This window comes from Synechococcus sp. Tobar12-5m-g, from assembly GCF_024345415.1.
Taxonomy (GTDB): Bacteria; Cyanobacteriota; Cyanobacteriia; order PCC-6307; family Cyanobiaceae; genus Regnicoccus.
Genome location: NZ_JAGQBB010000012.1, coordinates 41,042 through 66,254, shown reverse-complemented (window position 1 = coordinate 66,254; position 25,213 = coordinate 41,042). Strand labels below are relative to the sequence as shown.

The following is a 25,213-nucleotide window of genomic DNA, read 5'->3' as shown; positions in this document are numbered from 1 at the left end:
CCGCTGCTGTGGGACCGTGACGGCCACCCTTTCCCGCGCCACGTTCACGGGCCTTCGCTGCAAGGAGTGCGGCCACCCCTACGCGGCCACGGCCCGCCACGTCTGTGAAGACGTCTGTTTCGGCCCGCTGGAGGTCGTCTACGACTACGACGCAATCCGTTCCCGGGTGAGCCGGGCCTCGATCGAGGCCGGCCCCAGTTCGATCTGGCGCTACCGCGAGTTCCTGCCGATCGAGGGCGATCCGATCGACGTGGGAACCGGCTTCACGCCCCTGGTGCGCGCCAACCGCCTGGCCCGCCGCCTCGGCCTCAAGCACCTGTACATCAAGAACGACGGCGTCAACATGCCCACCCTCTCCTTTAAGGACCGGGTGGTGTCGGTGGCCCTGACCCGGGCGCGGGAGCTCGGCTTCACCACGGTCAGCTGCGCTTCCACCGGCAATCTGGCCAACTCCACCGCCGCCATCGCCGCCCACGCAGGCCTCGAGTGCTGCGTGTTCATCCCCAGCGATCTGGAGCTCGGCAAGGTGCTCGGCACCCTGATCTACAACCCCACCCTGATGGCGGTGAAGGGCAACTACGACCAGGTGAACCGGCTCTGCTCGGAAGTGGCCAACACCTACGGCTGGGGGTTCGTGAACATCAACCTGCGCCCTTACTACTCGGAAGGCTCGAAAACCCTCGGCTACGAGGTGATCGAGCAACTCGGCTGGCGGCTGCCGGATCACATCGTGGCGCCGCTGGCCTCCGGCTCCCTGTTCACCAAGATCCGCAAGGGTTTCGATGACTTCGTCAAGGTGGGGCTGGTGGACGAGAAGCCCGTACGCTTCAGTGGCGCCCAGGCGGAAGGCTGCTCGCCGATCGCCCAGGCCTTCGCTGCTGGCCGGGACTTCATCACCCCCGTCAAGCCCCACACCATCGCCAAATCGATCGCGATCGGCAACCCGGCCGATGGCCCCTACGCTCTCGACCTCGCCCGGCGCAGCGGCGGCACGATCGCCTCGGTGAATGACGCTGAAATCGTGGCGGGCATCCAGCTTCTCGCCGAAACCGAGGGGGTGTTCACCGAAACGGCGGGGGGCACCACGATCGCCGTGCTCAAGAAACTGGCGGAGGCGGGCACGATCGATCCCGAGGAAACCACCGTGGCCTACATCACCGGCAACGGTCTCAAAACCCTCGAGGCGATCAGCGGGGTGGTGGGTGAACCCCACACCATCGAACCCCAGCTGGCCAGCTTCAACGCGGCCTGGGAGCGGGCCCAGTCCCTGCAACGGGCCAGCTGGGAACCGATGGGGGTCTGACCTCCACTGCTCGGCTCACCCCGTTCTTGCCGTCCTGTCCTTGCCGCTCAATCGGGCGGCTGCCTTTCACCCCCCAGCCCATGTCGATTCTGGTTCTGATCCCCACCCCGCTCCAGAAGTTCACCGCGGAGCAAGCCAGCGTGGAGGTCAACGCCGCCACGGTCGACGAGCTGCTCAAGGCCCTCGAAGGCCACTTCCCTGGCATCCTGGCCCGCCTCACCGATGAGAACGGCAAGCTGCGCCGCTTCCTGAACGTCTACGTCAATAGCGAGGACATCCGTTTTCTCGATCACCAGGCCACCGCCCTCAGCGACGGCGACGAGGTCAGCATCGTGCCGGCCGTGGCCGGCGGCTGAACCAAACCCGGCACTGTGCGGTTGAAACAGAACCAGCCAGCCAATCTCCCCTCCGGGGTCCATAGGCTTTCTTTCCTACGTGGCTGGACCCATGACCCAGGCAACCCGTCCCACCCGAACCGCCCCAACCACAAGCCCAGCGCCCCTGGGCAAGGCTGAGCTGTTCGATTACCGCCAGGCCGCCAACCCGATCCGCCCGGGACTCACCGAGCCGATCCCGGAGGGTCGCTGGGGACCCGACCTCCATTCCAGTGGCCCAAGCGCCATCCTCCCCCTGGATCTCAGCGCCGGTCTCGGTTGCCAGGGGCCGGCCACCAGCCCAGCCCTTTCGGCCAACTTCGTGCGGATCCTCCGGGGGGAAGCCCTTGAGGTGGGCGCCAACGCCACCAGTTCCCTGTTCTTCGTGCTGCGGGGTGAGGGGCGCTGCCTCAGGCCGGCCAGCCTCCATGGAGCGGAGCTGATCCAGTCCTGGAGCACAGGCGATCTGTTCGTGCTGCCGGCGGGAGCCGCCCCCAGGCTGGAAGCCTCCGCTGAAAGCGTTCTCTACTGGGTCCATGACGGCCCCCTGCTCAGCTTCCTGGGGGTGACGGCCGACACCCCCCGCTTCGAGGCCACCCACTACCCGGGGGCCTGGCTGCGCCAGGAGCTGGCGGCCCTGGCGGCCGACCCCAGCAGCGCCCGCAGCAACCGGCTCAGCCTTCTCCTGGCCAACAAGGATCTGCCCGCCAGCCGGACCGTGACCCACACCCTATGGGCGATGTACGGGCTGGTGCCTGCCGGCGCGATCCAGCCACCCCACCGCCACCAGTCCGTGGCCCTCGACCTGGTGATCGACTGCCAGCCGGGTTGCGTCACCCTCTCGGGGCCTGAGCTCAATGCTGATGGCACCATCCGCAATCCCCTGAGCATGGCCTGGGAACCCGGCGCCGCCTTCGTGACGCCCCCGGGCCATTGGCACTCCCACGTCAACGACAGCGGCCATCCAGCCCTGCTGCTGCCGATTCAGGATGCCGGCCTACACACCTACCTGCGCAGCCTGGACATCCGCTTCAGCAGCGGCCTTCAAGGGGACTGACCCCTGGGCCGTAGCCGGCTCAGCCAGGCCGACGGGGTGGGCGGCTTCGTAGTCCTCGACGAGGCTACGGAAGGCATCCCCTCCAAGGGTTTCCTGCTCGATCAGCTGCTCAACCAGCAGATCGAGCAGTTCGCGGCGGGGCCCCAGCAGGGCGAGGGCCTGATCCAGGGCCTCCTGGGCTAGATCATGAACCTGGGAATCGATGCGCCGGCCGGTGGTTTCGGCGTAGCTGGGGCGGGTGTGAATCAGATCCCGGCCAAGGAACACCTCGGTGGCGTCCCCCTCGAGGGCCACCGGACCGAGCCCGGAGAAGCCGTAGCGGGTGACCATCTCGCGGCAGATCTGCGTGGCCATCTGCAGGTCGCCCGAGGCACCCTGGGTGATCTCGCTGGGACCGAACACCACCAGTTCTGCCGCCCTTCCCCCCATCACCACCACCAGCCGGGTGCGCAGATAGGACCGGCTGATCAGCCCGGAATCAAGGATGTCCTCATCAGGGGTGGTCCGGGCGAAACCACCGACCCCGCCGGAGCGGGGCAAAAGGGTGACCTTGTCGAGCCGGTCGCCATGGGGGAGCAAGGTGGTCAGCAGGGCATGGCCCACTTCGTGGTAACCGATCAACCGCTTCTTGGCGCTGTCCTGGAGCGGTGCGACGGCCAGACCCATGGTGATGCGCTCCAGGGCGTCGCTGAGGGCAAGATCATCGATGCTGCTCATCTGCCGCCGGGCGGTGAGGATGGCGCCCTCGTTGAGCAGGTTTGCCAGGTCTGCCCCGGAAAACCCAGGGGTGCGCGCGGCCCAGGCCGCCAGGGAAACCTCCGGGGAGAGGGGACGGCTGCGGGCATGGACGGCCAGGATCGCCTCGCGTCCGCGGCGGTCAGGAAGATCCACGGTGATCTGACGATCGAAGCGACCCGGCCGGGTCAGGGCGACATCCAGCACATCGGAGCGGTTGGTGGCGGCCAGCAGGATCACGCCGGAGTTCTCCTCGAACCCATCCATCTCCGTGAGCAACTGGTTGAGGGTCTGCTCCCGCTCGTCGTTGCCGCCGCCGATGCCGGCCCCGCGCTGGCGGCCGACCGCGTCGACCTCATCGATGAAGATGATGCAGGGCGCTTTCTCCTTGGCGCGTTTGAACAGGTCGCGGACCCGGCTCGCCCCCACACCGACGAACATCTCCACGAATTCCGAGGCGGCCATCGAGAAGAACGGCACGCCGGCCTCGCCGGCGATCGCCTTGGCCAGAAGGGTTTTGCCGGTGCCGGGCGGACCCACCAGCAGCACCCCCTTTGGAATCTTGGCTCCGATCGAGGTGAACCGTTCGGGCTGCTTCAGGAAGGTCACCACCTCCTGCAGCTCCTCCTTGGCCTCATTGATGCCGGCCACATCCTCGAAGCGCACGGTCACCGTGCCCTCGGCTTGAAGCCGGGGTTGGCTGCGGCCGAAGCCGAGGGCCTTGTTCGCCACCTGGGAGGAGCGCTTGATCAGCAGGGTGAGACCGCCGACCAGCAGGACCACCAGCAGAACGTTGACCACCAGGCCGGCGGAGGCGTCCTGGGCGCGCTCATCCCGCACGCTCAGCGGCACATTGGCTTGCTGTGCCGTGCTCAGCAGGAGCGAATCGTTGGCAAAGACGGCCACATCCGCCCGGGTTCCATCTGTGAAGGCCACCGAAACCTCCCGCTGGCGCGGCGAGAGGTCGAGCTCCTTGACCTTGCCGGTGCGGATCAGCTGCAGAAGCTCGCTGTAGGAGGGCGGCTGGGACGTTCTTTGGCCAAGGCCCCCGAAGAGGCTGGGACGGGGGCTTTCGGGGGGGGGAGGAGCAGGATCTGCGATCGGAATCTTCCCGGGAGCTGTGGGGGCTGCTTCAGCCGGAGCCGATGCCCTGGATGGGCCTGTGGTAGTCGCCAGAACGTGGCCATGGCCGGTGGGCCAGAGCGGAAACACGGGAGGTGTGCGGCTCACAGGGCTGGTCTTTCCAGGCAGTTTAACGATTTGACGAAAGGCCCCAGAAAAGCAGATGATCGTTGTTTGGCTGAAGGAAGGGAATGGCTGCTCCAAAGAAGAAAACATCGAAAGGCAAGCGCAACCAACGCCATGCCCACTGGAAGGCCCAGGCCACCGTCGCGGCCAGAAAAGCGCTCTCGCTGGGGAAGGCCGTGCTGAGCGGCCGCGCCCAGGGCTTCGTCTATCCGATCGATGACGCCTCCGAAGACGAGGCCAGCTGAGCTTTCCCTTTGCTCAGGAGCCAAGCTTGAAACCCTCCAGCACCACCGCATAGACCACACCGATGCGGACGTTGTCGCAGAGCACCCAGGCGAGGGATCGATCTTTCTGGACCACGTGGCTGCGCAGCCGGATCAGCAGCTCGACAAGCACCACCATCCCCAGCACCACCAGGGGGCGCATCCCAAACCGGAACAGAACGTAGGTGGTGAGGTTGTTGCCTGCATAGAGCCCGAGCAGCAGTGCCAGCAGTGCCAGGCTGCGATCCCGCCAGCTGCCGCGCAACCAATCGAGCCCCAAGCCGTTGAGACGCTCCAGCAACGACTGGAAGCGGGTTGCCTGGAAGGGCTGGCGGCTCATCGACGGGCAGCGTGGGGGTGACGATGGGAAGACTGAAATGGTCGATCTTGTCTGCCCGCACGTTAAAGGTCCCGATGGAGCAGAACCGCCCAGACTGCGCCGATCCCCGCACGCACCTGTTGCATTCCCGCCTGCCCCAGCAGCGCTGGCAACTGCCCGCTGCGCTCCCTGCCGCCGAGGAGGGCATCGAAGCAGGGGCCCTCGAAGGCCTCGGCCTGCCGCCGGAATTGCTGGCGGTGCTGCAACGGCGTGGCTTCCTCAGTGCTGAGGCGATCACCGCTCTGCTGAAGCCCGCCCCAGCCCCGGACCCCCAGGCCCATTTCAACGATCTCAACAAGGCCGTGGCGCGGCTGCGGCGGGCCTGCGGTGCGGCCGAAGCGGTGGCGATCTGCGGTGATTACGACGCCGATGGCATGACCAGCACCGCCCTGCTGGTGGGCGTGCTGCAGCGGCTGGGGGCCAGGCCGCTCGCGGCGATCCCCAGCCGTCAGGAGGACGGCTATGGCCTGAATGCCGCCATGGTGGAGCGCCTGGCCGGCGAGGGGGTCGGCCTGCTGGTCACCGTCGACAACGGCATCGCGGCCAAGGAAGCCCTAGAGCGCGCCAAGGACCTTCAAGTGGAGGTGATCCTCACCGACCATCACACCCTGCCCCCGGAACCGCCTCCCTGCCTGGCCTTGCTTCATCCGGCCTGCACCCCGGCCGATTCCCCCTACCGGGGACTCGCCGGGGTCGGACTCGCCTATGTGCTGGCGGTTGCCCTGGCGGGCAGCCTGGGTCGTGACGACGCCACGGCGATGGCGCTCGACCTGTTCTGCATCGGCACCATCGCCGACATGGCTCCGCTGCTTGGGGTGAACCGGCGTTGGCTGCAGGAGGGGTTGCCCCGGCTGCATGCCTCAACCCTGCCGGGGCTGCAGGCCCTGCAACGCCTGGCCGGCGTGGGCGAAACCCCCCTGGATGCCACGGCCGTGGCCTTTCAACTGGCACCCCGCATCAACGCGGTGGGCCGCCTGGGGGATCCCCAGCTGGTGGTGGAGCTGCTCACCACCGAAGACAGGGAGCGGGCCATGGAGCTGGCCCAGGACTGCGAAGCGCTCAACCGGCAACGCCGCGAACTCTGCGACGCGATCGAAGCCGAAGCGGTCGCCCTGGTGGAGGCGGATGGGCCGGAGCGTTCACCCTTCCTTCTGCTGGCCCAGGGGCACTGGCACCATGGGGTGATCGGTGTGGTGGCCGCCCGGTTGGTCGAACGCTTCGGTCTGCCGGTGGCCCTGCTGGCCAGCGAAGGCAACGGGCGCCTGCGGTCGTCGGTGCGGGCCCCCCGTGGTTTCGCCGTGGACCAGGCCCTGCGCCACTGCGAGGCGCTGCTGGAGCGCCATGGCGGCCATCCCGCCGCCGGTGGCTTCACGGTGCGGGCTGAGAACGTGGCGGCCCTGCACGGGGCCCTCAATGCCCTGGCTACAGACTGGCTGGCCGGCCAGGCTGGCGGCGTCCCGGTGGAGCCGGAGGCCCTGCTCAGCCTCGATCGGATCGATCGGGCGTTCTGGAGGGATCTGCAACGGCTCGAACCGCTGGGAGCTGGATTCGCCGCACCGTTGTTCTGGAGTGCCCGGTGCCAGGTGCTGGAGCAGCGGCCCTTGCGCGGCGGCCACCTGCAACTCACCTTGCAGCAGAACGCCAGCAGCCACCGGGCCATCGCCTGGCGCTGGCAGGGGGAAGGGGCGGTGCCCGAGCTGGTGGATGTTGCCTTTCGCCTGCGTAGCAACCGCTGGCAGGGGGAGGAGCGGCTCCAGCTCGAGCTGGTGGGTCTGCGCCCCAGCGGCGGTGGGGAGGTGGTGCTGCGGCGCCGGCAGCGCACCTACTGGTGCCGACGGGTCGGAGAGTCCGTTCGGATCCGCAACGAAGCGGGCGATGAGCTCAGCTCAACGGACCCCGGAAACGACGATCAGGCAGAACAGCATCCCTACCTGAAGGGGTTGTTCGCGGAGGCCGCCCTGGCCCTGGGACTGGCAGCCTGAGGTTCAGAGGGCTCCGCGCCGATAGAAGAGGATGAAGATCACCGCAGGGCCTGCCAGGGTGATCAACGCCAGGGCCATGAAGTTGGCAATCAGATGGATGTCGATACCCATGGACGACAGGCTCGCGAATAGAACGATCTCGCTGCAAGGTTACGGGAGCCACCGCCTCCCTCACGAGCACGGACCGTGCCACTGTGACCGCTTGTCACAGCATCCAGGGGGGCGTTGATGGGCTGCGGAAGCCACTGGAGCTGCATCGGCGGCTGTGGAGCCTGCTGCCGGCTGGATCCGGAGCGACGTGGCGAGGCCCTGGACGCCCTCAGCGCCGACCAACGCAGCCAGTACCTGGCGATGGTGGGCAGCGATGGCTGGTGCATCCACTTCGACACCGGCGGGCGCCGCTGCCGGATCTATGGGGAGCGGCCAGATTTCTGCCGGGTGAACAGCCTGGCAGCCCTGTTCAACGTGCCGATCAAGGAGGAAGAAGGCTTCGCGATCGCCTGCTGCCGCCAGCAGATCCGCCAAGAGTATGGGGGACGCAGCACCGTGTTGAGACGGTTCGAGCAGGCCACCCGAGAGCCATGACCGACGACAGCACAGCGCTGGACACCGCTTCCGAATCGGGAGAACGAGCTGACGGGAAGGAGCCCATGGAGGCGACCAAAACGGTTGCTCCGGCCGCAGGACCGGCTGATCCCACGCTGTTGGCGATCATCCTGACCACCTTCACCACGGTGTTCCTGGCCGAGTTGGGGGACAAGACCCAGCTCGCCGCCCTGCTGCTGGCCGCTGAATCGGGGCGCCCCCTGCTGGTGTTCACCGGGGCGGCCCTCGCCCTGATCTGCTCGAGCCTGGCGGGGGTGCTGCTGGGACGCTGGCTGGCAACGGTGCTGCCTCCCCAGCGGCTGGAGCGCATCTCCGGAGCGTTGATGGTGTCCCTGGGCCTCTGGCTCGGCGCACAAGCCGGCATCGGCCTGATCAACCCCTAACCCCATGCAACTGCCCCTCCTGGCCTCCACCTTTGTCACCGTCTTCCTCGCCGAACTTGGCGACAAGACCCAGCTCACGATCGTGACGATCAGCGGCACCACCACGAAACCGGCGGCCGTGTTCCTAGGCAGCTCGGCAGCCCTGGTTCTGGCCAGCCTGCTGGGGGCGTTCGCTGGTGGCTCCCTCTCCAGCCTGATCCCCGCCGACGCCCTGCAACTCGCCGCCTCCGCCGGCTTCCTGCTGATTGGCATCCGGCTGCTCGTGCGGGCTGGAAGGGAGGATTCGTAGAGTGGTTGGATGGCGCCGAGGGCGTTGGGCTTCGCTGGGCGCCGGAGCCCAACGCCCGGGTCCCGTTCCGTGAACCCTTTCGCGGATCGGCCCTCCGCTGATCCGAGCCCCTGCCGCAGTCGCCCGCACCCCCCGTCTCCCCCTTGAACCCCGTTCCGATGAAGTTCACGGTCGCCGACCTGCTCGACCAGCTCCCAGCCGAGGAGGCGCTGCCACTGGCCAAGCTGGAAAAGGCCCTCGGCCTGAGCCTGAAACCGGACAAGCAGCTGCTGCACATCGCCCTCGATGGCCTCAGCCGCGTCGGCTTGCTCGAGCAAGGGGAGGCGGGGGTTCAACGCCGCCACGACGACAGCCTGATCGAGGCGCGCCTGCGCTGTTCCAGCAAGGGCTTCTGCTTCGCCCTTCGGGTTGATGGCGGTGAAGACATCTATATCCGCGATCACCAGCTCAACCACGCCTGGAACGGCGATCGGGTGCTGGTGCGAATCACCCGGGAGGGAGGTCGGCGGCGTTCCCCCGAAGGTGGCGTGCAGTGCATCCTCGAGCGGGCCACCCAGCATCTGCTGGCCCAGGTGGAGCAGCAGGACGATCGCCTTGTTGCCGTTCCCCTCGACGACCGGCTGCTGACCACGCTGGAACTGCCTGCCGAAGATGGCTCCTTTCTCGATCCAGCCCGGGAATCGGTCGTGGAGGTGCGGGTGGACCGCTATCCCCTGGCCCAGTATCCCGCCTGCGGCCACGTGGCCCGGCGCCTGCCGATCAACGGCGGTGAAGAGGCCGATCTGGACCTTCTGCTCACCAAGCACGGCCTGCGCAACCCCACCCCAGCGCCCCGCACCACCCTGCGCAGCCCCCTCGCCAAGGGACGTACCGATCTCACCGCCCTCCCCACCCTGTTGCTGGGCGGCTGGAGTGGCTCCGAGGCACCGATCCTTCCGGCGGTGTCCCTGGAGGAGGGTGAAGCGGGCCCCAGGCTCTGGGTGCACGCCCCGGCTGTGGCGGAGCGGTTGAGCCCGGGCGGAAGCCTGGATCACTGGCTGCGGGAGCAAGCGGAAGCCCTCTGCCTGGGGCGTCGCTGGCTCCCGCTGCTGCCTGCACCCCTGAGCAAGGCCGCCGGCTTCGAACCGGGGCAGGCGGCAGCAGCGGTTTCCGTTGGCCTCGACTTCGGCGCCGACGGCCAGGTGGCGCACTACCGCTTCGCCCTGACCACGATCCAAGCCGATGCCACCATCGATGCGGCAGCTCTTCAGGCCCTGGCCGAGCGCAAGCCGAAGGCCCGCACCCTGGCGTCTGCCCTCAAACCGATCAAGGATCAGCTGCCGCTGCTGGAGCAACTGCTGGAGCTGGCCGGCCAGCTGCGGGGCCAGCGCCTGGGCAGGGGCTCGATTGATCTGGATCTGCCCCTGCCAGCGCTCGAATCCCTGGCCGACCTGACCACGCCGGAGCCGGACGAGAGCCGACGGGGCTGGCTGGTGCAGTTGCCGCCTCACCATCCGATTGCCCTGCTGCGGGAGCTGGTGCTCCCGGCCGGCCGCGCCCTGGGGGAGCATCTGGCGGCCCTGCAGTTGCCCGGGCTGTTCGCCGTCAATCCCGCTGCCGATCCAGCGGAGATCAATGAAGTGGCCAAAGCCGCCCTTGCCCTTGAGATTCCCCTCGAGCTCGCCGATGACGGCAATGCCCCCGCCGCTGCCGAGCTGGCGGAGGCCTTCGCCGCCACCGATCGCAGCCGGGTGCTGCAGCGGCAACTCAGCGACGTGCTGCCGCTGGTGCAACTCAGCGGCGAGCCCGGCCTCCACAGTCTGGCGGCGGCCGAGGAGGGCTTTGCCCCCTGGTGCCTCCCCTCCCTGCACTACGCCGATGTCTGGAACCAACAGCTGCTGGTGCTGCTGCTGACGGAGGGCAAGGATCGACCCAGCGTGCGTCACAAGGTCCGGGTGGATCTGGCCGCTGACCTCTGCCACGGCACGATCGATTGGCCCCTGCTCCCCCCGAGCCAGCTCACCGACCTCGAGGCTTCCCGCAGCTCTGGCCTGATCCAGCGCCTCAACAACCGCTCCCGGTTCGTGCTGGAGCTTCAGTCCGACCTGTTGGCGATGGCCCAGGCCCGCGCCGCCGAGCCGCTGGTGGGCCAAACCCTCAGCGGCGTGATCAGCGGCGTGCAGAGCTACGGCTTCTTCGTCGAGATCCCCCCGTCACGGGTGGAAGGACTGGTGCACGTCAGCTCCCTCAAGGACGACTGGTACGAATACCGCTCCCGGCAGAACCGCCTCGTCGGTCGCAAGAACCGCCGCACCTACCTGTTGGGCGATCGGGTGGACGTGGAAATCCTGAAGGTGGATGTGCTGCGCCACCAGATTGATCTCGCCATCCTGCTTCCCGCCAATGACGGCGACCCCGGTGAACGCGTGGTCGATGCCGAGACCCTGGCCGATGAGGGCGACCCCGGCGAAAGGGAGAGCTGAGCCATGCCACCGGTGGTCCTGGCCGTCTCGGGCGCCTCGGCCATGCCCCTTGCGGAGCGGGCCCTGCAGTTGCTTCTGGAGGCGGGCGAGTCCGTGGAGCTGATCGCCAGCCGCGGCGCCATTGCGGTCTGGCTGGCGGAGCAAGGGGTGCGGATTCCGGCCGAACCGGAGAGCCAGGCGGCGTTCTGGCGGGAACGAACTGGCGTGGGCGGCGGCAGCTTGCATTGCCACCGCTGGAATGATCAGGCGGCCGCCATCGCCAGCGGCAGCTTCCCCACCCGGGGCATGGTGATCCTGCCGGCCAGCATGGGCACCGTCGGCCGAATCGCCAGCGGCGTCGCCCTCGATCTGGTCGAGCGGGTGGCGGATGTGCACCTGAAGGAAGGCCGGCCTTTGGTGATCGCCCCGCGGGAAATGCCCTGGAACCTGGTGCATCTGCGCAACCTCACGGCCCTGGCCGAAGCCGGGGCCCGGATCGCCCCGCCGATTCCCGCCTGGTACCACCGACCGACCAGCCTGGAGGAGATGGTGGATTTCCTGGTGATCCGGGTGTTCGACTGTCTGGGTTACGACCTCGGCGCCCTGCGGCGCTGGCAGGGGCCGATCAGCCTCCCCGCCGCCCCCTGAGGCGGCGGTTCCACCGCTCCGCTTCCTTCCTTCCGAGCCGTGCTGCAACGCCTCCTGCTTCTGCCGCTGCTGGCCCCGCTGCTGCTGCTGCTGCTGCTCGCGGCCCTCAATCCCAGGCCGAGCGTGGCCATGCGGGTGCTGATCTGGCGCCTGCCGTCCCTGCCACTGGGGGCTTGGATTGCCCTGGCCGGTGGAGGAGGTGCCGCCCTCAGCGCCGGTTTCACGGCCCTGGCCCTTCGGCAGCGGGCCAGCCCCCGCACGCCTCCTGCGCAGGCTCCGCAGGCCCGCCGCCAGGAGAGAGCAGCGGCGCCAAGCCGCGGCGAGGTGCCGTTCTCGCCACCGGCGGGGTTCTCAGGCCCGGAGCGCGCTCCCCAGGATCCCCTGCCGACCATCTCTGTTCCCTTCCGCGTCATCCGCCGGGGAAGCGCGGCTGGCTCCGGCCCGGGCCCGACGCCGCCACCTCCGCCTGGCAGCCATGGATGGGGCATGGAGCCGAACCAGCCGGCCGCTGCTGGGCCGGTCGCCACCGCGGCAGAGGGCTGGGAGGATCCGCTGACCGACGACTGGTAGGACAACCCTAAAGTTTGCCAACGGTTCCATGTTGAGGCCCTGTCCGTGAGCGATTCCGCCAGCCCCGCCCCCAAGCCCACGCCAACGGACGCAGCCCAACCTGCGGAGGCCAAAGCCAAGCCTGTGGCCACCAAGGTGAAGCCACCCGCTCCAGAAGACAAGCCGTTCGCGGAGTTCATCCCCCAGCTGTTTCTGCCCGGCCTGGCCAAGGAGATCGAGGCCTATGGCGGCCCGGCCCCGGATTTGAGTTTCGTGGAGGCGCCAATGCCGGTGGTTGCCGCTCCCTGCTGGCAAGTGATCGGGGTGCTGCCGGGCGGCCGCCGTTTCTGGCTTTGCTTCACCACCGCGGAGATCAGCTCGGCCAAGACCTTCAGTGTGGCCGAGTCGGGCAGCGAACCCAGCCTGCTGGAGTCGTTCCTGATCGATGAGCGCAAAACCACCCTGGCGCTGCTGGTGTCCCGGGTGGTGTCCCGCCTCAACAGCCAAAAATGGCTGGGTCCGAACTGAGCACCCGCCCCTGGCCCCCCAGGCTTTACATCCTGACGGAGAAACGCGGAAGCCTTCTACGATGGCTTCACTGTCTTGCCGAGACGCGCGAATGGTGCCTCCGATCGCCGCCCCCACTGCCGCCCCATCTCCTGATGTGGCCACCCTCCCGGAACCCGGCGCCACGGTGACCAGCGCAGGGACCCCAACCTTCAAGGCCCCGGTGAAGGACACGATCCTCACCCCCCGCTTCTACACCACGGATTTCGACGCCATGGCGGCGATGGATCTGCGGCCCAACGAAGTGGAACTCGAAGCGATCTGCGAAGAGTTCCGCAAGGATTACAACCGCCACCACTTCGTGCGCAACGAAGAATTCGTAGGCGCGGCCGACAAGCTCGATCCCGACACCCGAAAGGTGTTCGTGGAGTTTCTGGAGCAGAGCTGCACCTCCGAGTTCTCGGGATTCCTGCTTTACAAGGAACTGAGCCGCCGCATCAAGGGAAAAAACCCCCTGCTGGCCGAATGCTTCGCCCACATGGCGCGTGATGAGGCCCGCCATGCCGGCTTCCTCAACAAGGCGATGGGCGATTTCGGGCTGCAGCTCGATCTCGGCTTCCTGACCGCCAACAAGGCCTACACCTTCTTCAAACCCAAGTTCATCTTCTACGCCACCTATCTCTCCGAGAAGATTGGCTACTGGCGTTACATCGCCATCTACCGCCATCTCCAGAAACACCCCGAAAGCAAGATCTTCCCGATCTTCAATTTCTTCGAGAACTGGTGCCAGGACGAGAACCGCCACGGTGACTTCTTCGACGCCTTGATGAAGGCCCAGCCAGGCACCGTGCGTGGCCTCCAGGCCCGCCTCTGGTGCCGCTTCTTCCTGCTGGCCGTGTTCGCCACGATGTACGTGCGCGACGTGGCCCGCAAGGAGTTCTACGAGGCGCTCGGCCTCGACGCCCGCGCCTACGACAAGGAGGTGATCGCCAAGACCAACGAAACCTCCGCCCGGGTCTTTCCTGTGGTGCTCAACGTGGAGCATCCCAAGTTCTACGTGCGTCTGGAGAGGATCGTCACCAACAACAGCGCCCTGACCGCCGCGGATCAATCCAGCGCCGCCGCTCCGATCAAGGTCCTGCGCAAGCTTCCCTTCTGGCTGGCCAACGGCCTGGAGATGGCGAAGCTGTTCCTGATGGCGCCGATCCGCAGCGAAGACTTCCAACCGGCCGTGCGCTGAGTCGCCAGGCTATTCAGATCCCTTCCTTTGGTTCCGTTTGTTGCCATCGCTCCCTTTGGTTGCTTCCCTGCCACTCCCCGTTGTTTCTCTCGATCCGTTCGACCTGAGCTGGCGACCACGGCTGGAGGCGGTGCTGTCGGCCGGTTGTGCCGCCGGTGCAACCCTGGTGGAGGTGTTTCTGGAGAGCACCGACCACATTGGTCTGTTGGCCGAGCAGGACCGCATCACCAATGTCAGCCCGGCCTTCGGCAAGGGGGCCGGCATTCGGGTGTTCCGCGGGGAGCGGGATGGGTTCGTCTCCACCAACGACCTCAGCAAACGGGGTCTGCTCACCGCCCTCGAGCAGGCCCTTGGCATGCTGGGGCTGGAGCCCTGCAGCGCCGGCCGCGGCGGCTTCGAAGGCCTGGCCCACCTGCGTGATCACGCCGCCGCCAAGGCTGGCTGGCTGGCTGCCTGCCCCGGTCTGGGGGACGCCACGGCCCGGCTGCTGGAAGGCACCGCCCTGCTCGAATGCCACGGCCAGCACCTGCAGGCCCGCCGCGGCAGCTACGCCCGCGACTGGCAGGAGGTGATGGTGGCCGCCAGCGACGGCACCTTCGCCCGCGACATCCGCCTGCATCAGTCGGTGGGGCTCAACGCCCTGGTGGCCGATGGGGAGCACCGGGCCAGCCAGGGGCGGCGCTACGGCAGCACCGACCGGCCCGACGACCTGCTCCACTGGGACGCGGAAGCCTCCGCCACCGAGCTCTGCGCCAGTGCCAGGGCCATGCTCCACGCCGACTATGTGGAAGCGGGCAGCTACCCGGTGGTGCTGGCCAACCGCTTCGGTGGCGTGATCTTCCACGAAGCCTGCGGCCATCTGCTGGAAACCACCCAGGTGGAGCGGGGCACCACCCCCTTCGCCGACCAGGTGGGCAGCCCGATCGCCCATGGGGCCGTCACGGCGATCGACGAGGGCCTCAGCACTGGAGCATTCGGCAGTTTGTCGATGGACGACGAGGGCATGGAGCCCCAGCGCAACGTGCTGATCGAGAACGGCATCCTCAAGCGCTTCCTCTCTGATCGGGCCGGCGAACTGCGCACCGGCCACGCCCGCACCGGCAGCGGCCGCCGCCAGAGCCATGCCTTCGCTGCCGCCAGCCGCATGCGCAACACCTTCATCGCGGCCGGGCCCCACAGCCCCGCCGACCTGATCGGCTCGGTGGAGCGGGGTTTGTATTGCAAGTCGATGGGGGGCGGCAGCGTCGGCCCCACCGGCCAGTTCAACTTCGCCGTGGAGGAGGGCTACCTGATCGAGAACGGCCAGCTGGGCAAACCGGTGAAGGGCGCCACCTTGATCGGCGAGGCCAAGGAGGTGCTGCCCCGCATCTCGATGTGCGCCAACGACCTGGAGCTGGCGGCCGGCTTCTGCGGTTCGGTGAGCGGCAGCATCTTCGTCACGGTGGGGCAGCCCCACATCAAGGTGGATGCGATCACCGTGGGGGGACGATGACCGTCACTGACACAGCGATCCGTGAATCGCCCGTCCAGGGACTGGACGCCAGCAAGCTGGCCGGCCAGCTCGAGCGGCTCGCCGCCGAACTGGGCATCAGGCGCTGGGATCTCGGCGCCGCCTGCAGCACCGACACCTCGGTTCAGGTGGACCGGGGCGAGCCGAAGCAGCTCAAGGGTGCCCAGCGCAGCTCGATCACCGTGCGGGTCTGGAACGCAGACGGCCTGGTGGGAATCACCAGCACCTCCGATCTCTCAGCGGCGGGCCTGGCCCGCGCCCTGGCCGGAGCCCAGGAAGCCAGCGCCTACGGCAACGCCGACGACACCCCGACGTTTTCGCCGCTGGCTACCGCGCCGCTCGAAACCCTGGACCAACCGCTGAGGGAGCCGGTGGGCATCCTCAGCCTGCTGGCCACCCTCCAGGAGGCCGAGCGGGATCTGCTCTCTCGCCACGTCGCGATCAGCACGGTTCCCTACAACGGCCTGGCCCAGCGCAGCAGCGAGCGGATCTACCTGAACAGCGACGGGGCCTGCCGTCAGCAGCGGCTGAGCACCGCCAGCCTCTATCTGTACGCCCGGGCCGAGGAGGCGGGCCGCAAGCCCCGCAGCAGTGGGGCCGTGCGGCTGGCCTATGGAGCCGGCCTGCTCGACGTGGCCGGCTGTATCGACGAAGCCGCCGAGCGCACCATCTCCCACCTTGACTACGCCCCGATCGACACCGGCCGTTACCCCTGCGTGTTCAGCCCCGAGGCCTTCCTCGATCTGATCGGGGCCTTCAGCAGCCTGTTCAACGCCCGATCGGTGCTGGATGGGGTCAGCCTCAGCCAGCGCGAGTCGATCGGCGAACAACTGGCGGTGCCGTTCCTCTCGATCCACGACAACGGACTCCACCCCGGCAACATCGGCGCCTCCAGCTTCGATGGGGAAGGCACACCGGTGCATCGGCTCGCCCTGGTCGATGGGGGGGTGTTGAAGCATTTCCTGCACTCGGAAGCCACCGCCCGCGCCTTCGGCGTGGCCCCCACCGGCCACGCGGGCCTCGGTGCCAAGGTGTCTGTGGGGACGAACTGGCTGGAGATCGGTCCGGGCGATTCCGCAGGCGGCGCCAGCGGCCTGGATCGTCACAAGGCGGATGGGGTGGTCTGGATCGAGTCGCTCTCGGCGCTCCATGCCGGCGTGAAGGCGAGCCAGGGCTCCTTCTCGCTGCCCTTTGATGGCTGGCTGATCCAGGGCGGCGAAGCCCGCTCGATCGAGGCCGCCACTGTTGCCGGTGACATCCGCGCCGTGCTCAAGGGGCTGATCGGCTTCGAAGGCCCCGCCAAGATCACCCCCGACGGCCTCTGCCCCCATGTGTGGGTGGAGGGTCTCTCGATCACCGGCGACGCCTGAACGGCGCCATCGTTGCCCATGAAAATCCTGTTCTGGGGCACACCCGCCTACGCCGTGCCCAGCCTGGAGGCGCTCGTGGGGGCAGGCCATGGCTTGGTGGGGGTGGTGAGCCAGCCCGACCGGCGCCGGGGCCGGGGCTCCGCCCTGGTGCCGTCGGCGGTGAAAGAGCGCGCCCTGGAGATGGGGCTGCCGGTGTTCACACCCGAGCGGATTCGCCGGGAACCCGAGTTGCAAGCCATCCTGGCCGCCCTGGGGGCGGATCTGTCGGTGGTGGTGGCGTTCGGGCAGATCCTGCCGAAGGAGGTGCTGGCCCAGCCACCACTGGGTTGTTGGAACGGCCATGGTTCGTTGCTGCCCCGTTGGCGTGGGGCGGCGCCGATCCAGTGGAGCCTGATCGAGGGGGACCGGGAAACCGGCGTGGGAATCATGGCGATGGAGGAAGGGCTCGACACGGGACCTGTGCTGCTGGAGCGGCGGCTGGCAATCGGCCCGCTGGAGAACGCCGAAGGTCTGGCCAGGCGGCTGAGCCAGCTCACCGCCGATCTGCTGGTGGAGGCCATGCCCCTGATCGAGCGGGCCGGGCCGGGCCCGCTGGCGGAGCGGCTGAGGCGGCTGGGGGTGCGGCACCAACCCGAGCAGGCCGACCGCTACGCCCGGCTGCTGGGCAAGCAGGACTACCGGATCAACTGGGCAGAACCAGGCCTGGCCATTCATCGCAAGGTGATGGGGCTCTACCCAGGGGCCCACACCAGCTGGCAGGGCCAGCGCTTGAGGCTGCTGGCCACCGAGCCGGCGGCCGCCAGGGGAGCAGGGACTGAATCGCCGCCTGGCACCGTTCTGGAGGCGGTCCCGTCCGTTGGGCTCGTGGTTGGCACGGGGGAAGGCGCCCTGTTGATCCGCGAAGCCCAACGGCAAGGCAAGACGGCAGCCAGGGGCCAAGGGCTGATCCAGCAGCTTGGGGCAAAGCCAGGGGATCGGCTGGGAGCCTGCAATCCTTAGGCACCGGAATGGCTGAGCGACCACAGAGCGCCTTCAAGGATCAACTCTGGCGTTTCCAGGAACGCCATGGAGAACGAGGGGCTGTGTTCAGTGGGTGCCGCCGCTACCGCTATGCGCTCTGGCGCCAGTGGAGCAGCGCGATTGATTACGCCGCGGTGGTGGGCCTCAATCCGAGCACAGCCGACGAGACAGCCGACGACCCAACGGTCCGGCGCTGCATTGCCTTCGCCAGGCACTGGGGCTATGGCGGACTCTGCATGATCAACCTCTTCGCCTTCCGCGCCACCAGGCCGGCCGCGCTGATCGCCGCCGCCGAGCCGGTGGGCCCGGAGAACGACCAGTGGCTGCAGACCTGCTGCGCCCCGGCAGGGGTGATCGTGGCCGCCTGGGGACGACGCGGCAGCTGGCTCCATCGCGACCAGGACGTCCGGTGTCTGCTGCCGCCCCTCCATGTGCTTCGCCTGGGCAAGACGGCCTGCCCCCTGCATCCGCTCTATCTGCCCAAGACCCTCCGGCCGATGCCGTGGATCTGATCCTGGCGCCGAGGTGATCGATCCCTTCGCCATCAACCCAGCCGCCCGGCGACCTCCAGATAGCGATCCTCCACGGCGCTGACCTGCAGGCCAACCAGCTCAGCCTCCTGGAGCTGCCCGATCACCTCTTCGGGGCTGAACGCTGCCCGCAAGGACTGGATGTAGTCGCGCTGCAGCAACGGGGGGGCACCCGGCAGGTGGGCGGCCAGCAAGGCCTGCACCGCCGCCTCCGAGCCGGGCCGACGCAGATCCTTCAGGTACACCACCGCCCCCGGTGCCCCCAGTTGCCGCACGGTTCTCCAGAGCACCATGGGGTCGTGCAGATGGTGGAGCAGGCTGTTGCTCACCACGGCTGAAAAGGCCTTCGCCGGCCAATCAGGGCACGGGAGCACGGCCAGCTTGAAGCGCAGATTCGGCCAGCCGGCTTCTCCCAAAAGACGTGCTTTGGCGATCGCCAGCATTGCCGGGGCCCCATCCAGCCCCAGCACCTCGCTGACGGGGTAGCGGGCGGCCAGGCGGAAGCTGATGTTGCCCGGCCCACAGCCCAGATCGACGATCCGCTCCCCCAGCCCAGCGGGGAAGAGGCTGTCGATGCGGTCGATCACCGCCTGGTCCGTGGCGCTGAAGTCCGCCTCGGCATAGGCCTTTGCCTGTTGCGCCTCGTCCATCAGCTCCGGCTCACAGACGCGCAGCACGGTCGCTCCTCGGGTTGAACCATTCCACAGCACGATCACCCCGATCGAACCGGAAGCCAGGTGGCAGGAGGATGGAGTAACCCGCGCCAAGGCCAGGCCATGGATGGCCGAATGTCACGTCTTGCCCACGAACTGTGCTTGAAAGCACAAAGGCTTCTTAAGGTTGTCTTCTGAATCTGTCTTGGTCCTCCATGGTGCTGATCTGTTGGGATCTCCGCGGTAGTCGGTCTTCGGAAACCGTCCCGTTCCATCAAGCCCGGGTTCGTCGCAACCAACTCGAGCAGCAAGGGGCTGTCGTGTACTGGAGTGAGCGGCTGGCCAACACCTGAAGTGCGCTGCTAGGAGTACAGGGTTCCCCTGGCCCTGGTGCGGCGATGCCGTTCCGATTCCCTGTTTGTCGCGGCGGCGGCACAACCAGCCTGGCCGCCGTCGGATCCTTGGTTCTCGCCTTCACTTTGGGAGGATGCTGGGGAAAGTCTGACCCCCAGAGCAAACGCATCGATCAACTCGAGCAGCGACTGCAGCAGGTGGAGCAACGCCTGGCCAGCCCGGCAGGAACCAATGCCGCTGACCCTGCCGGCAAACCACCTGCCGGTGTTGTCAAGTCACTCACCTTCCGCATGGGCAGCGCCGATGACCGGCTACGGATTTATTGGGCCGACGGCAGCAGCAGCGACCTGCCCTGCACCAAGGAGCAGGGCACCTGGGCCTGTGGCTGACTTCCCCCTCCAGCGCCCGTTGCTCCGCGCCTGCTTCGGCTTGATCAGCGCCATCACGATTGCGGGGGCCTCGTCCTTGGCGGGCACATCGGCCTGGGCCCAGGCCGATTTTCCCTTCAACTTGCAGCGCGCCACCAACCTGGCCCGGATGAAGGCGGAGAAGCTCAATGGCGGGCTCAACGTCTATCGGCCAGCCGCCTGCATGTTCGACCGGGCCGCCGGCAACTGCATCGTCGAATCGAGCGACCAGGGCATCCTGTTCCGGTTCAAGGGCGGGCCCCCCGGCTGGCAGCAGCTGAACCTGCCGGCCACGGTGGAAACGGAGCTCCGGGTCTCCCCGGATGGCCGCTCCATCCTGGCGGTCGTTTACAACGGCCCGATCCGGGTCATGGCGCCCTGAGCGCCAGGCCCTCGCACAACGCCACCAGCGCCTCCGCCCAACTGGGCTGGCAGGACCACTGCTCTCGGCGGGTGACACTCAGGGCAATGCCCTTCTCGCCGTAGGCGGCCTCGTTGATGAACACCGGCCACAGCGGCGATTTAGCCGTGGCCGCCTGGCAGGTGGTGGTGCCGTCCGGGCAGAGAAACAGGGGGGCGCCGGGATGGAGGGGCTGCCAGTCGCGGTGCTGGCGCAGGGGGTGCAGGCAGGCGGCCGGCCGGCCATCGCTGTGGCGGGGCAGATCGAGGCTGCCCGCGTGGCAGTGCACCACCAGGGTGGATGGCAGGCGCAACCGGCCGGCACGGGCCGCGGCCAGCACGGCGAGGGCAGCCTCGACGGCCAGCTGGGTCTGGCGGCAGACCGTGGCGGTGATCACCCCCTGGGGCACCGGCCCCACCTCGATCACAAGGCCGCAGGGCCACTGCTCCACCAGAAAGCCACTCTGGGCCGCATCCGCCTCGTGCAGGTAGATCGGCAGGCCCAGGAGGCTTTGGATGCCCGCCGCCAGGGCCAGATCCGCCGGGCGGCGGCCATAGAGCACCAGGGAATTGCCCATCGCCGCTGTGGTGCTGTGCAGATCCAGCACCACGGGGCAGGGGCTGGTACCGCCGGGGCCATGGGCCGCGATCAGCTGCCGGGCCCGCTGCACCTCCAGCTCCTCCCGGCCAGGATCATCGAGCAGGGACAGGGAAAAGGAGCGGTTCAGGTCCCGCTGGATGTAGCGGACCCCGGCGGCCAGGGCGGCCGGATTGCCGATCGCCAGCTCCAGGGCCAGGGCGCTGGCCTCCAAAGCGGCGGGCTGCTGGCGCCAGTGCTCCAGCAACCAGGGGGCGTTGCGTTCGTTGCCATGGGTGCCGGCCACCACCAGCACCCTGCCCGCGGCCATCCCCCCGTCTGCTGCCATCGCCATCCTGTGCCGGCCCGCAGCCAGCCTGGCAGGTCCGCCCCTGGAGGTTCCAGAGTTGAGGGGTCCGCCGCAGAGCGCCATGGCCATCCCTCCCCCCGTGGTCGCCGCCGTCCGCCAGGCGTGGCACTGGCAATGGCTGCAGCTGATGGGCGGCCTTGGGCCCGCCGATACCCAGGGGAACTACCGCCGCCCGGTGGCGGCCTTCAGCGCATCCCCCGAGCTTCCAGCCAGCGCCGGGCAGCCCGGCGGCCATGTGCTGATCGTGGGGCGCAGCTGCCCCTGGGCCCACCGAGCCTGGCTGGTCTGGACGCTCCGGGGCCTGGGGGAGTCGATCGAGCTGGTGGTGGTGGAGCCGGACCCGAAGGCGGGCCGCTGGCGGTTCGCCGAACCATTCGAGGGGGCCACGGCCCTGATCGACCTGTACCGCCGCTGCGGCAGCGACCCCCGGGCCCGGGCCACCGTGCCGGTGCTCTACGACCGCCGGGAGCAGCGGATCGTCGTGAACGAAAGCGCCCGGCTGATCGAACTGCTCAACCGCTGGCCGGCGGCGGCGGCACCCGATCTGGAACCCGCCGAGCGGGCCGAGGCAATCGGCCAGTGGCGCGTGCGACTCCAGGATGCCGTGAACGATGGGGTCTACCGGTGTGGCTTCGCGCGGAATCAGGCGGCGTACGACAAGGCCGAAGTGGAGCTGTTCGCGGGGTTCGATGCGATGGAGCAGGCCCTCGCCGGCGGCGGCCCCTGGCTCTGCGGCGATCAGCTCACCCTTGCCGATGTGGTGCTGTTCCCCACCCTGATTCGGCTGGAGCTCGTCTATGCCCCCCTGTTCGGCTGCTCCCGGCGGCCGCTCTGGCAGTTCCCCGCCCTCTGGGACTGGCGACGGCGCTTCTTCGGCCTCGGCGGCGTGGCCGACACCTGCTTCCCCGAAGCGTGGCGGCGCGATTACTTCGGGGCGCTCTTCCCCCTCCAACCCTCCGGCATCGTTCCGGCCGGCCCTGATCTGGCCACCCTGGTGGGTGGGTGCCCCTCCAAGGCCCCGCCATGATGAAGGCGAAGACCCATCCGATGCCCGACCCGATGACCGGCTCGACCACACGCCCTCTGAACCACGATCCGGCCCAGGGCGATCCGGTGTTCGAGGGGGTCTATGGCCCCTTCACGATCGACGCCACCGACCGGCGCGAGGTGCTGGGCTACCGCCTCGCCCTGCTGGCGGTGGGGGTGGGCGAGGCGGCCCTGCTCTGGCAGTGGCGCAGCTTCGGGGATGGCACACCCCTGTGGCCCTGGCTGCTGGTGATGGCGGTGGGCCTGGGGTTGGCCCTGCTCTGGATCCACATCTACCTGCGGCCGCTGCACCGGGCCCTGCAGCTCTTCTGGCTGCTGGGCTGCGCCGGTGGCCTGGTGCTCGCCGCCCGGGTGGGTGCCAACGCCATGCTTCCCGCCCTGGCGGCGGACTCCCGCTGGATCTGGGCGGTGGGGCCGTTCTTCGCCGCCCTGGCCGGCATCGGCTTCAAGGAGTTCTTCTGCTTCCAGCGGCCCGAGGCGATCGGCGTCACCCTCCTGCTGCCGGCCACGCTGCTGGGCCGGCTGGCCGGCCTGCTCGACGGCCCCACCACCTTCACCCTGCTGGCGGTGCAAACGGCCCTGCTGCTGGTGCTGTGCCTGCGCAAGTTCCCGATGCCGGCGGCGGCCGACGTGGGCGACAAGAGCGTGTTTGCTTACCTGGAGAGCCAGAACCGGCCGTCGAACGCGTGAGTCTGATCAGCCTGGTGGGAGTCGGAAAGGACTTCGGCATCCGCACCCTCTTCCGCGACCTCACCCTGCACGTGGGTGAGCGTGAGCGGCTCGGCCTGATCGGCCCCAACGGGGCCGGCAAATCCACCCTGCTCAAGCTGCTGGCCGGCCAGGAGCCGCCGGGCGAGGGCGAACGGCGCTGCTCCACGAAGCTGAAGGTGGTGCTGGTGTCCCAGGACCCGGAGCTCGATCCGCAGCGCACCGTGCTGGAGCAGGTGTTCCAGGGCAGCGGAGAGAAGATGGAGTTGCTGCGGCGCTTCACGCTGGTGAGTGAGGCCCTGGCTCACCAGGGCGACCCCGAGGATCCCCACCACGACACCCTGCTGGCGGAGCTGGGCGAGCTCAGCGCCGGCCTCGACCAGGCCAACGCCTGGGGGCTGGAGCAGCAGTGCCGCCAGGTGCTCGAGCGCCTGGGCATCCACGACACCCAGCGGCTGGTGGGCGAGCTCTCGGGTGGCTACCGCAAGCGGCTGGCCCTCGCCTCGGCCCTGGTGGCCGAGCCGGATGTGCTTCTGCTCGATGAGCCCACCAACCACCTCGATGCGGTCTGCATCGAATGGCTGCAGGGCCACCTGGAGCGCTTCCGCGGCGCCCTGGTGCTAGTCACCCACGACCGTTACTTCCTGGATCGGGTGACCAGCCGCATCGTGGAGGTGGAGCGGGGCGAGGCCCGCAGCTACCCCGGCAATTACGCCGCCTACCTGCAGATCAAGGCGGGTGAGGAAGCGGCCGAGGCCGCCAGCGCCGCCAAGTTCAAGGGGGCCCTGCGGCGCGAACTGGAATGGCTCAGCCGTGGTCCCCAGGCGCGCAGCACCAAGCAGAAGGCCCGGATCCAGCGAATCGAGGCGATGCGGGAAGCGCCGGTGCGCCAGGCCAAAGGGGAGCTCAGCCTCGCCACCGCCAGCCGCCGCATCGGCAAGCGGGCCATCACCGCTGAGAACGTGACGTTCTGCGCGCCGGGCAGCGAGCGGCCCCTGCTGCGCAACTTCAGCTACGACTTCAGCCCCGAGGACCGGGTGGGGATCATCGGCCCGAACGGCTCTGGGAAATCGACCCTGCTGGATCTGATCGCCGGTCGGCGCCAGCCCCAGGAGGGCCGCCTGGAGCTGGGCAGCACGGTGCAGCTGGCCTACTTCGACCAGCAGAGCGGTGATCTGGTGGCCGGCAAGGGGATGGAGCGCAAGGTGATCGATTTCGTCAAGGAAGCCGCCAGCCAGATCGACCTGGGCGGTGTGCAGGTGAGCGCCTCCCAGCTGCTGGAGCGGTTCCTGTTCCCGCCGGCCCAGCAGCACAGCCCGATCAGCAAGCTCTCCGGCGGCGAGCGGCGGCGGCTGGCCCTCTGCCGCCTGCTGATCCAGGCGCCCAACGTGCTGCTGCTTGACGAGCCCACCAACGACCTCGACGTTCACACCCTCACCGTGCTCGAAGATTTCCTGGAGGACTTCCGCGGCTGCGTGGTGGTGGTCTCCCACGACCGCTACTTCCTTGATCGCACCGTGGACCGGCTGTTCAGCTTCGAGGCCGGCGAACTCAAGCGCTTCGAGGGTAACTACAGCGCCTACCTGGAGCAGGCCGTCACGGCCAAACCGCAAGCCAAACCACCCGCGGCACCGCCCACCAAGCAGCCATCCAGCGCTGGACAGACCCTCCCCCCGCCGCCGCAGGCAGGCCAGGCCCTTCCCCCACAGGCAGCTCGGCGGCGCAGCTACAGGGAAGACCGCGAACTCAAGGAGCTGGAGGGCCACCTGCCCGACTGGGAAGCGCAGCGGCACCGCCTGGAGCGTGAGCTGGCGGCAGGAGGTGGCGGTGACCATGGCCGCCTTGATCTCCTCACCCGGGAGCTGGCCAGCCTGGCGGCCCGCATTCACCAGGGGGAAGAGCGCTGGCTGGAGCTCAGCGACCGGCCGTCTTGATCAGCTCCAGCCCACAAACCCGCTGGTTGTCCCTGGGTGGTCCGTAGGGTGTGGCTGAAAAGATCCGGTTGATGCAGCCCGGCCTTCCTATGAACTCCATCGACGAGCACATCCTCAAGGATCAGATCGAACTCGAAACCGCCAAGGCCGTGGGCGACAAGGCCAAGCTCGGCCACCTCGAGGATGAACTGAAGTCCTTGCAGGAGTACAAGGAGCACCATCCCGAAGACAGCCACGATCCCAGTGCCCTCGAGGTCTACTGCGACCTCAACCCCGAAGCCCCGGAATGCCGGGTGTATGACGATTGAGCCGCTTCACCGGAAGGGGCTG

28 protein-coding genes are annotated in these 25,213 nt (G+C 68.3%); 23 read left to right on the top strand and 5 right to left on the bottom strand.

Annotated elements, in window-relative coordinates; translation table 11 throughout:
- The first annotated feature begins 16 nt into the window (after window positions 1-16).
- The 3 genes from thrC to KBY66_RS09215 all read left to right on the top strand — a co-directional run bounded on the left by thrC (window position 17) and on the right by KBY66_RS09215 (window position 2,734).
- The gene (thrC, locus tag KBY66_RS09225; RefSeq protein WP_255089011.1) at window positions 17-1,303 is read left to right on the top strand and encodes a threonine synthase; all 1,287 of its coding nucleotides are present in this window, start codon (window positions 17-19) and stop codon (window positions 1,301-1,303) included.
- An 80-nt stretch (window positions 1,304-1,383) separates the two neighbouring features.
- Window positions 1,384-1,659 (top strand): MoaD/ThiS family protein, encoded by a 276-nt coding sequence (locus tag KBY66_RS09220; RefSeq protein ID WP_255089010.1) that lies wholly within the window; start codon window positions 1,384-1,386, stop codon window positions 1,657-1,659.
- A 91-nt stretch (window positions 1,660-1,750) separates the two neighbouring features.
- A complete protein-coding gene (locus KBY66_RS09215) occupies window positions 1,751-2,734 on the top strand; it encodes a cupin (protein WP_255089009.1) in 984 nt (327 codons plus the stop codon).
- On the opposite strand, the gene ftsH is transcribed toward KBY66_RS09215, so the two are convergent.
- A complete protein-coding gene (ftsH, locus tag KBY66_RS09210) occupies window positions 2,675-4,471 on the bottom strand; it encodes an ATP-dependent zinc metalloprotease FtsH (RefSeq protein WP_399225159.1) in 1,797 nt (598 codons plus the stop codon). The two genes, KBY66_RS09215 and ftsH, sit on opposite strands and share 60 nt — an antisense overlap.
- 311 nt (window positions 4,472-4,782) lie before the next feature.
- On the opposite strand from ftsH, the gene rpmF reads away from it, so the two are divergent.
- Window positions 4,783-4,962: a 50S ribosomal protein L32 gene (rpmF, locus tag KBY66_RS09205; protein ID WP_255089007.1), complete on the top strand. Its 180-nt coding sequence runs from the start codon at window positions 4,783-4,785 to the stop codon at window positions 4,960-4,962.
- Between the two features lie 13 nt (window positions 4,963-4,975).
- Here the strand turns inward: rpmF and KBY66_RS09200 are convergent, their stop codons facing one another.
- Entirely contained in the window at window positions 4,976-5,320 is a 345-nt protein-coding gene (locus tag KBY66_RS09200) for a DUF565 domain-containing protein (protein ID WP_255089006.1), read from the bottom strand.
- Between the two features lie 74 nt (window positions 5,321-5,394).
- Between KBY66_RS09200 and recJ the strand changes: the two genes are divergently transcribed.
- Entirely contained in the window at window positions 5,395-7,341 is a 1,947-nt protein-coding gene (gene recJ / locus KBY66_RS09195) for a single-stranded-DNA-specific exonuclease RecJ (RefSeq protein WP_255089005.1), read from the top strand.
- A 3-nt stretch (window positions 7,342-7,344) separates the two neighbouring features.
- Here the strand turns inward: recJ and psb30 are convergent, their stop codons facing one another.
- A complete protein-coding gene (gene psb30 / locus KBY66_RS09190; RefSeq protein ID WP_071799851.1) occupies window positions 7,345-7,452 on the bottom strand; it encodes a photosystem II reaction center protein Ycf12/Psb30 in 108 nt (35 codons plus the stop codon).
- A 117-nt stretch (window positions 7,453-7,569) separates the two neighbouring features.
- Here psb30 and KBY66_RS09185 point away from each other — a divergent pair, with 117 nt between their 5' ends.
- The 12 genes from KBY66_RS09185 (at window position 7,570) to KBY66_RS09130 (ending at window position 18,416) form a co-directional block, all read left to right on the top strand.
- Window positions 7,570-7,926 carry a YkgJ family cysteine cluster protein gene (locus tag KBY66_RS09185; protein ID WP_255089004.1) on the top strand — a complete coding sequence of 119 codons (357 nt, stop codon included), beginning with the start codon at window positions 7,570-7,572 and terminating at the stop codon, window positions 7,924-7,926.
- A gap of 65 nt (window positions 7,927-7,991) precedes the next feature.
- Window positions 7,992-8,330 carry a TMEM165/GDT1 family protein gene (locus KBY66_RS09180; protein ID WP_255089003.1) on the top strand — a complete coding sequence of 113 codons (339 nt, stop codon included), beginning with the start codon at window positions 7,992-7,994 and terminating at the stop codon, window positions 8,328-8,330.
- A gap of 4 nt (window positions 8,331-8,334) precedes the next feature.
- Window positions 8,335-8,619 (top strand): TMEM165/GDT1 family protein, encoded by a 285-nt coding sequence (locus KBY66_RS09175; RefSeq protein ID WP_255089002.1) that lies wholly within the window; start codon window positions 8,335-8,337, stop codon window positions 8,617-8,619.
- Between the two features lie 158 nt (window positions 8,620-8,777).
- Complete coding sequence (locus KBY66_RS09170) at window positions 8,778-11,081, top strand: RNB domain-containing ribonuclease (protein ID WP_255089001.1); 2,304 nt, start codon at window positions 8,778-8,780, stop codon at window positions 11,079-11,081.
- A gap of 3 nt (window positions 11,082-11,084) precedes the next feature.
- On the top strand, window positions 11,085-11,708 hold the full coding sequence (locus KBY66_RS09165) for a flavin prenyltransferase UbiX (RefSeq protein ID WP_255089000.1): 624 nt from the start codon (window positions 11,085-11,087) through the stop codon (window positions 11,706-11,708).
- 39 nt (window positions 11,709-11,747) lie between these two features.
- The gene (locus tag KBY66_RS09160; protein ID WP_255088999.1) at window positions 11,748-12,278 is read left to right on the top strand and encodes a hypothetical protein; all 531 of its coding nucleotides are present in this window, start codon (window positions 11,748-11,750) and stop codon (window positions 12,276-12,278) included.
- A 45-nt stretch (window positions 12,279-12,323) separates the two neighbouring features.
- Complete coding sequence (locus tag KBY66_RS09155; RefSeq protein WP_255088998.1) at window positions 12,324-12,785, top strand: DUF2996 domain-containing protein; 462 nt, start codon at window positions 12,324-12,326, stop codon at window positions 12,783-12,785.
- Window positions 12,786-12,876: 91 nt separating this feature from the next.
- On the top strand, window positions 12,877-14,004 hold the full coding sequence (gene acsF / locus KBY66_RS09150) for a magnesium-protoporphyrin IX monomethyl ester (oxidative) cyclase (protein WP_255088997.1): 1,128 nt from the start codon (window positions 12,877-12,879) through the stop codon (window positions 14,002-14,004).
- 103 nt (window positions 14,005-14,107) lie between these two features.
- The gene (locus KBY66_RS09145) at window positions 14,108-15,496 is read left to right on the top strand and encodes a TldD/PmbA family protein (RefSeq protein ID WP_399225161.1); all 1,389 of its coding nucleotides are present in this window, start codon (window positions 14,108-14,110) and stop codon (window positions 15,494-15,496) included.
- Window positions 15,493-16,884 carry a TldD/PmbA family protein gene (locus KBY66_RS09140; protein WP_255088996.1) on the top strand — a complete coding sequence of 464 codons (1,392 nt, stop codon included), beginning with the start codon at window positions 15,493-15,495 and terminating at the stop codon, window positions 16,882-16,884. Before KBY66_RS09145 ends, KBY66_RS09140 begins: the two co-directional genes overlap by 4 nt.
- Before the next feature lie 18 nt (window positions 16,885-16,902).
- Window positions 16,903-17,883, top strand: a complete 981-nt coding sequence (gene fmt / locus KBY66_RS09135) for a methionyl-tRNA formyltransferase (protein WP_255088995.1) — start codon at window positions 16,903-16,905, stop codon at window positions 17,881-17,883.
- An 8-nt stretch (window positions 17,884-17,891) separates the two neighbouring features.
- Window positions 17,892-18,416, top strand: a complete 525-nt coding sequence (locus KBY66_RS09130; RefSeq protein ID WP_255088994.1) for a DUF1643 domain-containing protein — start codon at window positions 17,892-17,894, stop codon at window positions 18,414-18,416.
- Window positions 18,417-18,448: 32 nt separating this feature from the next.
- Here KBY66_RS09130 and KBY66_RS09125 read toward each other — a convergent pair whose 3' ends face one another.
- Window positions 18,449-19,084, bottom strand: coding sequence for a class I SAM-dependent methyltransferase (locus tag KBY66_RS09125; protein ID WP_255088993.1), 636 nt, complete (start codon window positions 19,082-19,084; stop codon window positions 18,449-18,451).
- A gap of 401 nt (window positions 19,085-19,485) precedes the next feature.
- Between KBY66_RS09125 and KBY66_RS09120 the strand changes: the two genes are divergently transcribed.
- Both KBY66_RS09120 and KBY66_RS09115 read left to right on the top strand, forming a co-directional pair.
- Window positions 19,486-19,830, top strand: coding sequence for a hypothetical protein (locus KBY66_RS09120; RefSeq protein WP_255088992.1), 345 nt, complete (start codon window positions 19,486-19,488; stop codon window positions 19,828-19,830).
- Window positions 19,823-20,230 carry a hypothetical protein gene (locus KBY66_RS09115; protein ID WP_255088991.1) on the top strand — a complete coding sequence of 136 codons (408 nt, stop codon included), beginning with the start codon at window positions 19,823-19,825 and terminating at the stop codon, window positions 20,228-20,230. Before KBY66_RS09120 ends, KBY66_RS09115 begins: the two co-directional genes overlap by 8 nt.
- Here the strand turns inward: KBY66_RS09115 and KBY66_RS09110 are convergent.
- Window positions 20,217-21,155 (bottom strand): aspartoacylase, encoded by a 939-nt coding sequence (locus KBY66_RS09110; protein WP_255088990.1) that lies wholly within the window; start codon window positions 21,153-21,155, stop codon window positions 20,217-20,219. The two genes, KBY66_RS09115 and KBY66_RS09110, sit on opposite strands and share 14 nt — an antisense overlap.
- A gap of 100 nt (window positions 21,156-21,255) precedes the next feature.
- Here KBY66_RS09110 and KBY66_RS09105 point away from each other — a divergent pair, with 100 nt between their 5' ends.
- From KBY66_RS09105 to KBY66_RS09090, 4 genes are all read left to right on the top strand, one after another.
- Window positions 21,256-22,221: a glutathione S-transferase C-terminal domain-containing protein gene (locus KBY66_RS09105; RefSeq protein ID WP_255088989.1), complete on the top strand. Its 966-nt coding sequence runs from the start codon at window positions 21,256-21,258 to the stop codon at window positions 22,219-22,221.
- Window positions 22,222-22,253: 32 nt separating this feature from the next.
- Window positions 22,254-22,931, top strand: coding sequence for a DUF2301 domain-containing membrane protein (locus tag KBY66_RS09100; RefSeq protein ID WP_255088988.1), 678 nt, complete (start codon window positions 22,254-22,256; stop codon window positions 22,929-22,931).
- Window positions 22,928-24,883 (top strand): ABC-F family ATP-binding cassette domain-containing protein, encoded by a 1,956-nt coding sequence (locus tag KBY66_RS09095; RefSeq protein WP_255088987.1) that lies wholly within the window; start codon window positions 22,928-22,930, stop codon window positions 24,881-24,883. The genes KBY66_RS09100 and KBY66_RS09095 overlap by 4 nt, the downstream gene beginning before the upstream one ends.
- A gap of 89 nt (window positions 24,884-24,972) precedes the next feature.
- The gene (locus tag KBY66_RS09090) at window positions 24,973-25,191 is read left to right on the top strand and encodes a Calvin cycle protein CP12 (protein WP_255089039.1); all 219 of its coding nucleotides are present in this window, start codon (window positions 24,973-24,975) and stop codon (window positions 25,189-25,191) included.
- Window positions 25,192-25,213 lie beyond the last annotated feature (22 nt).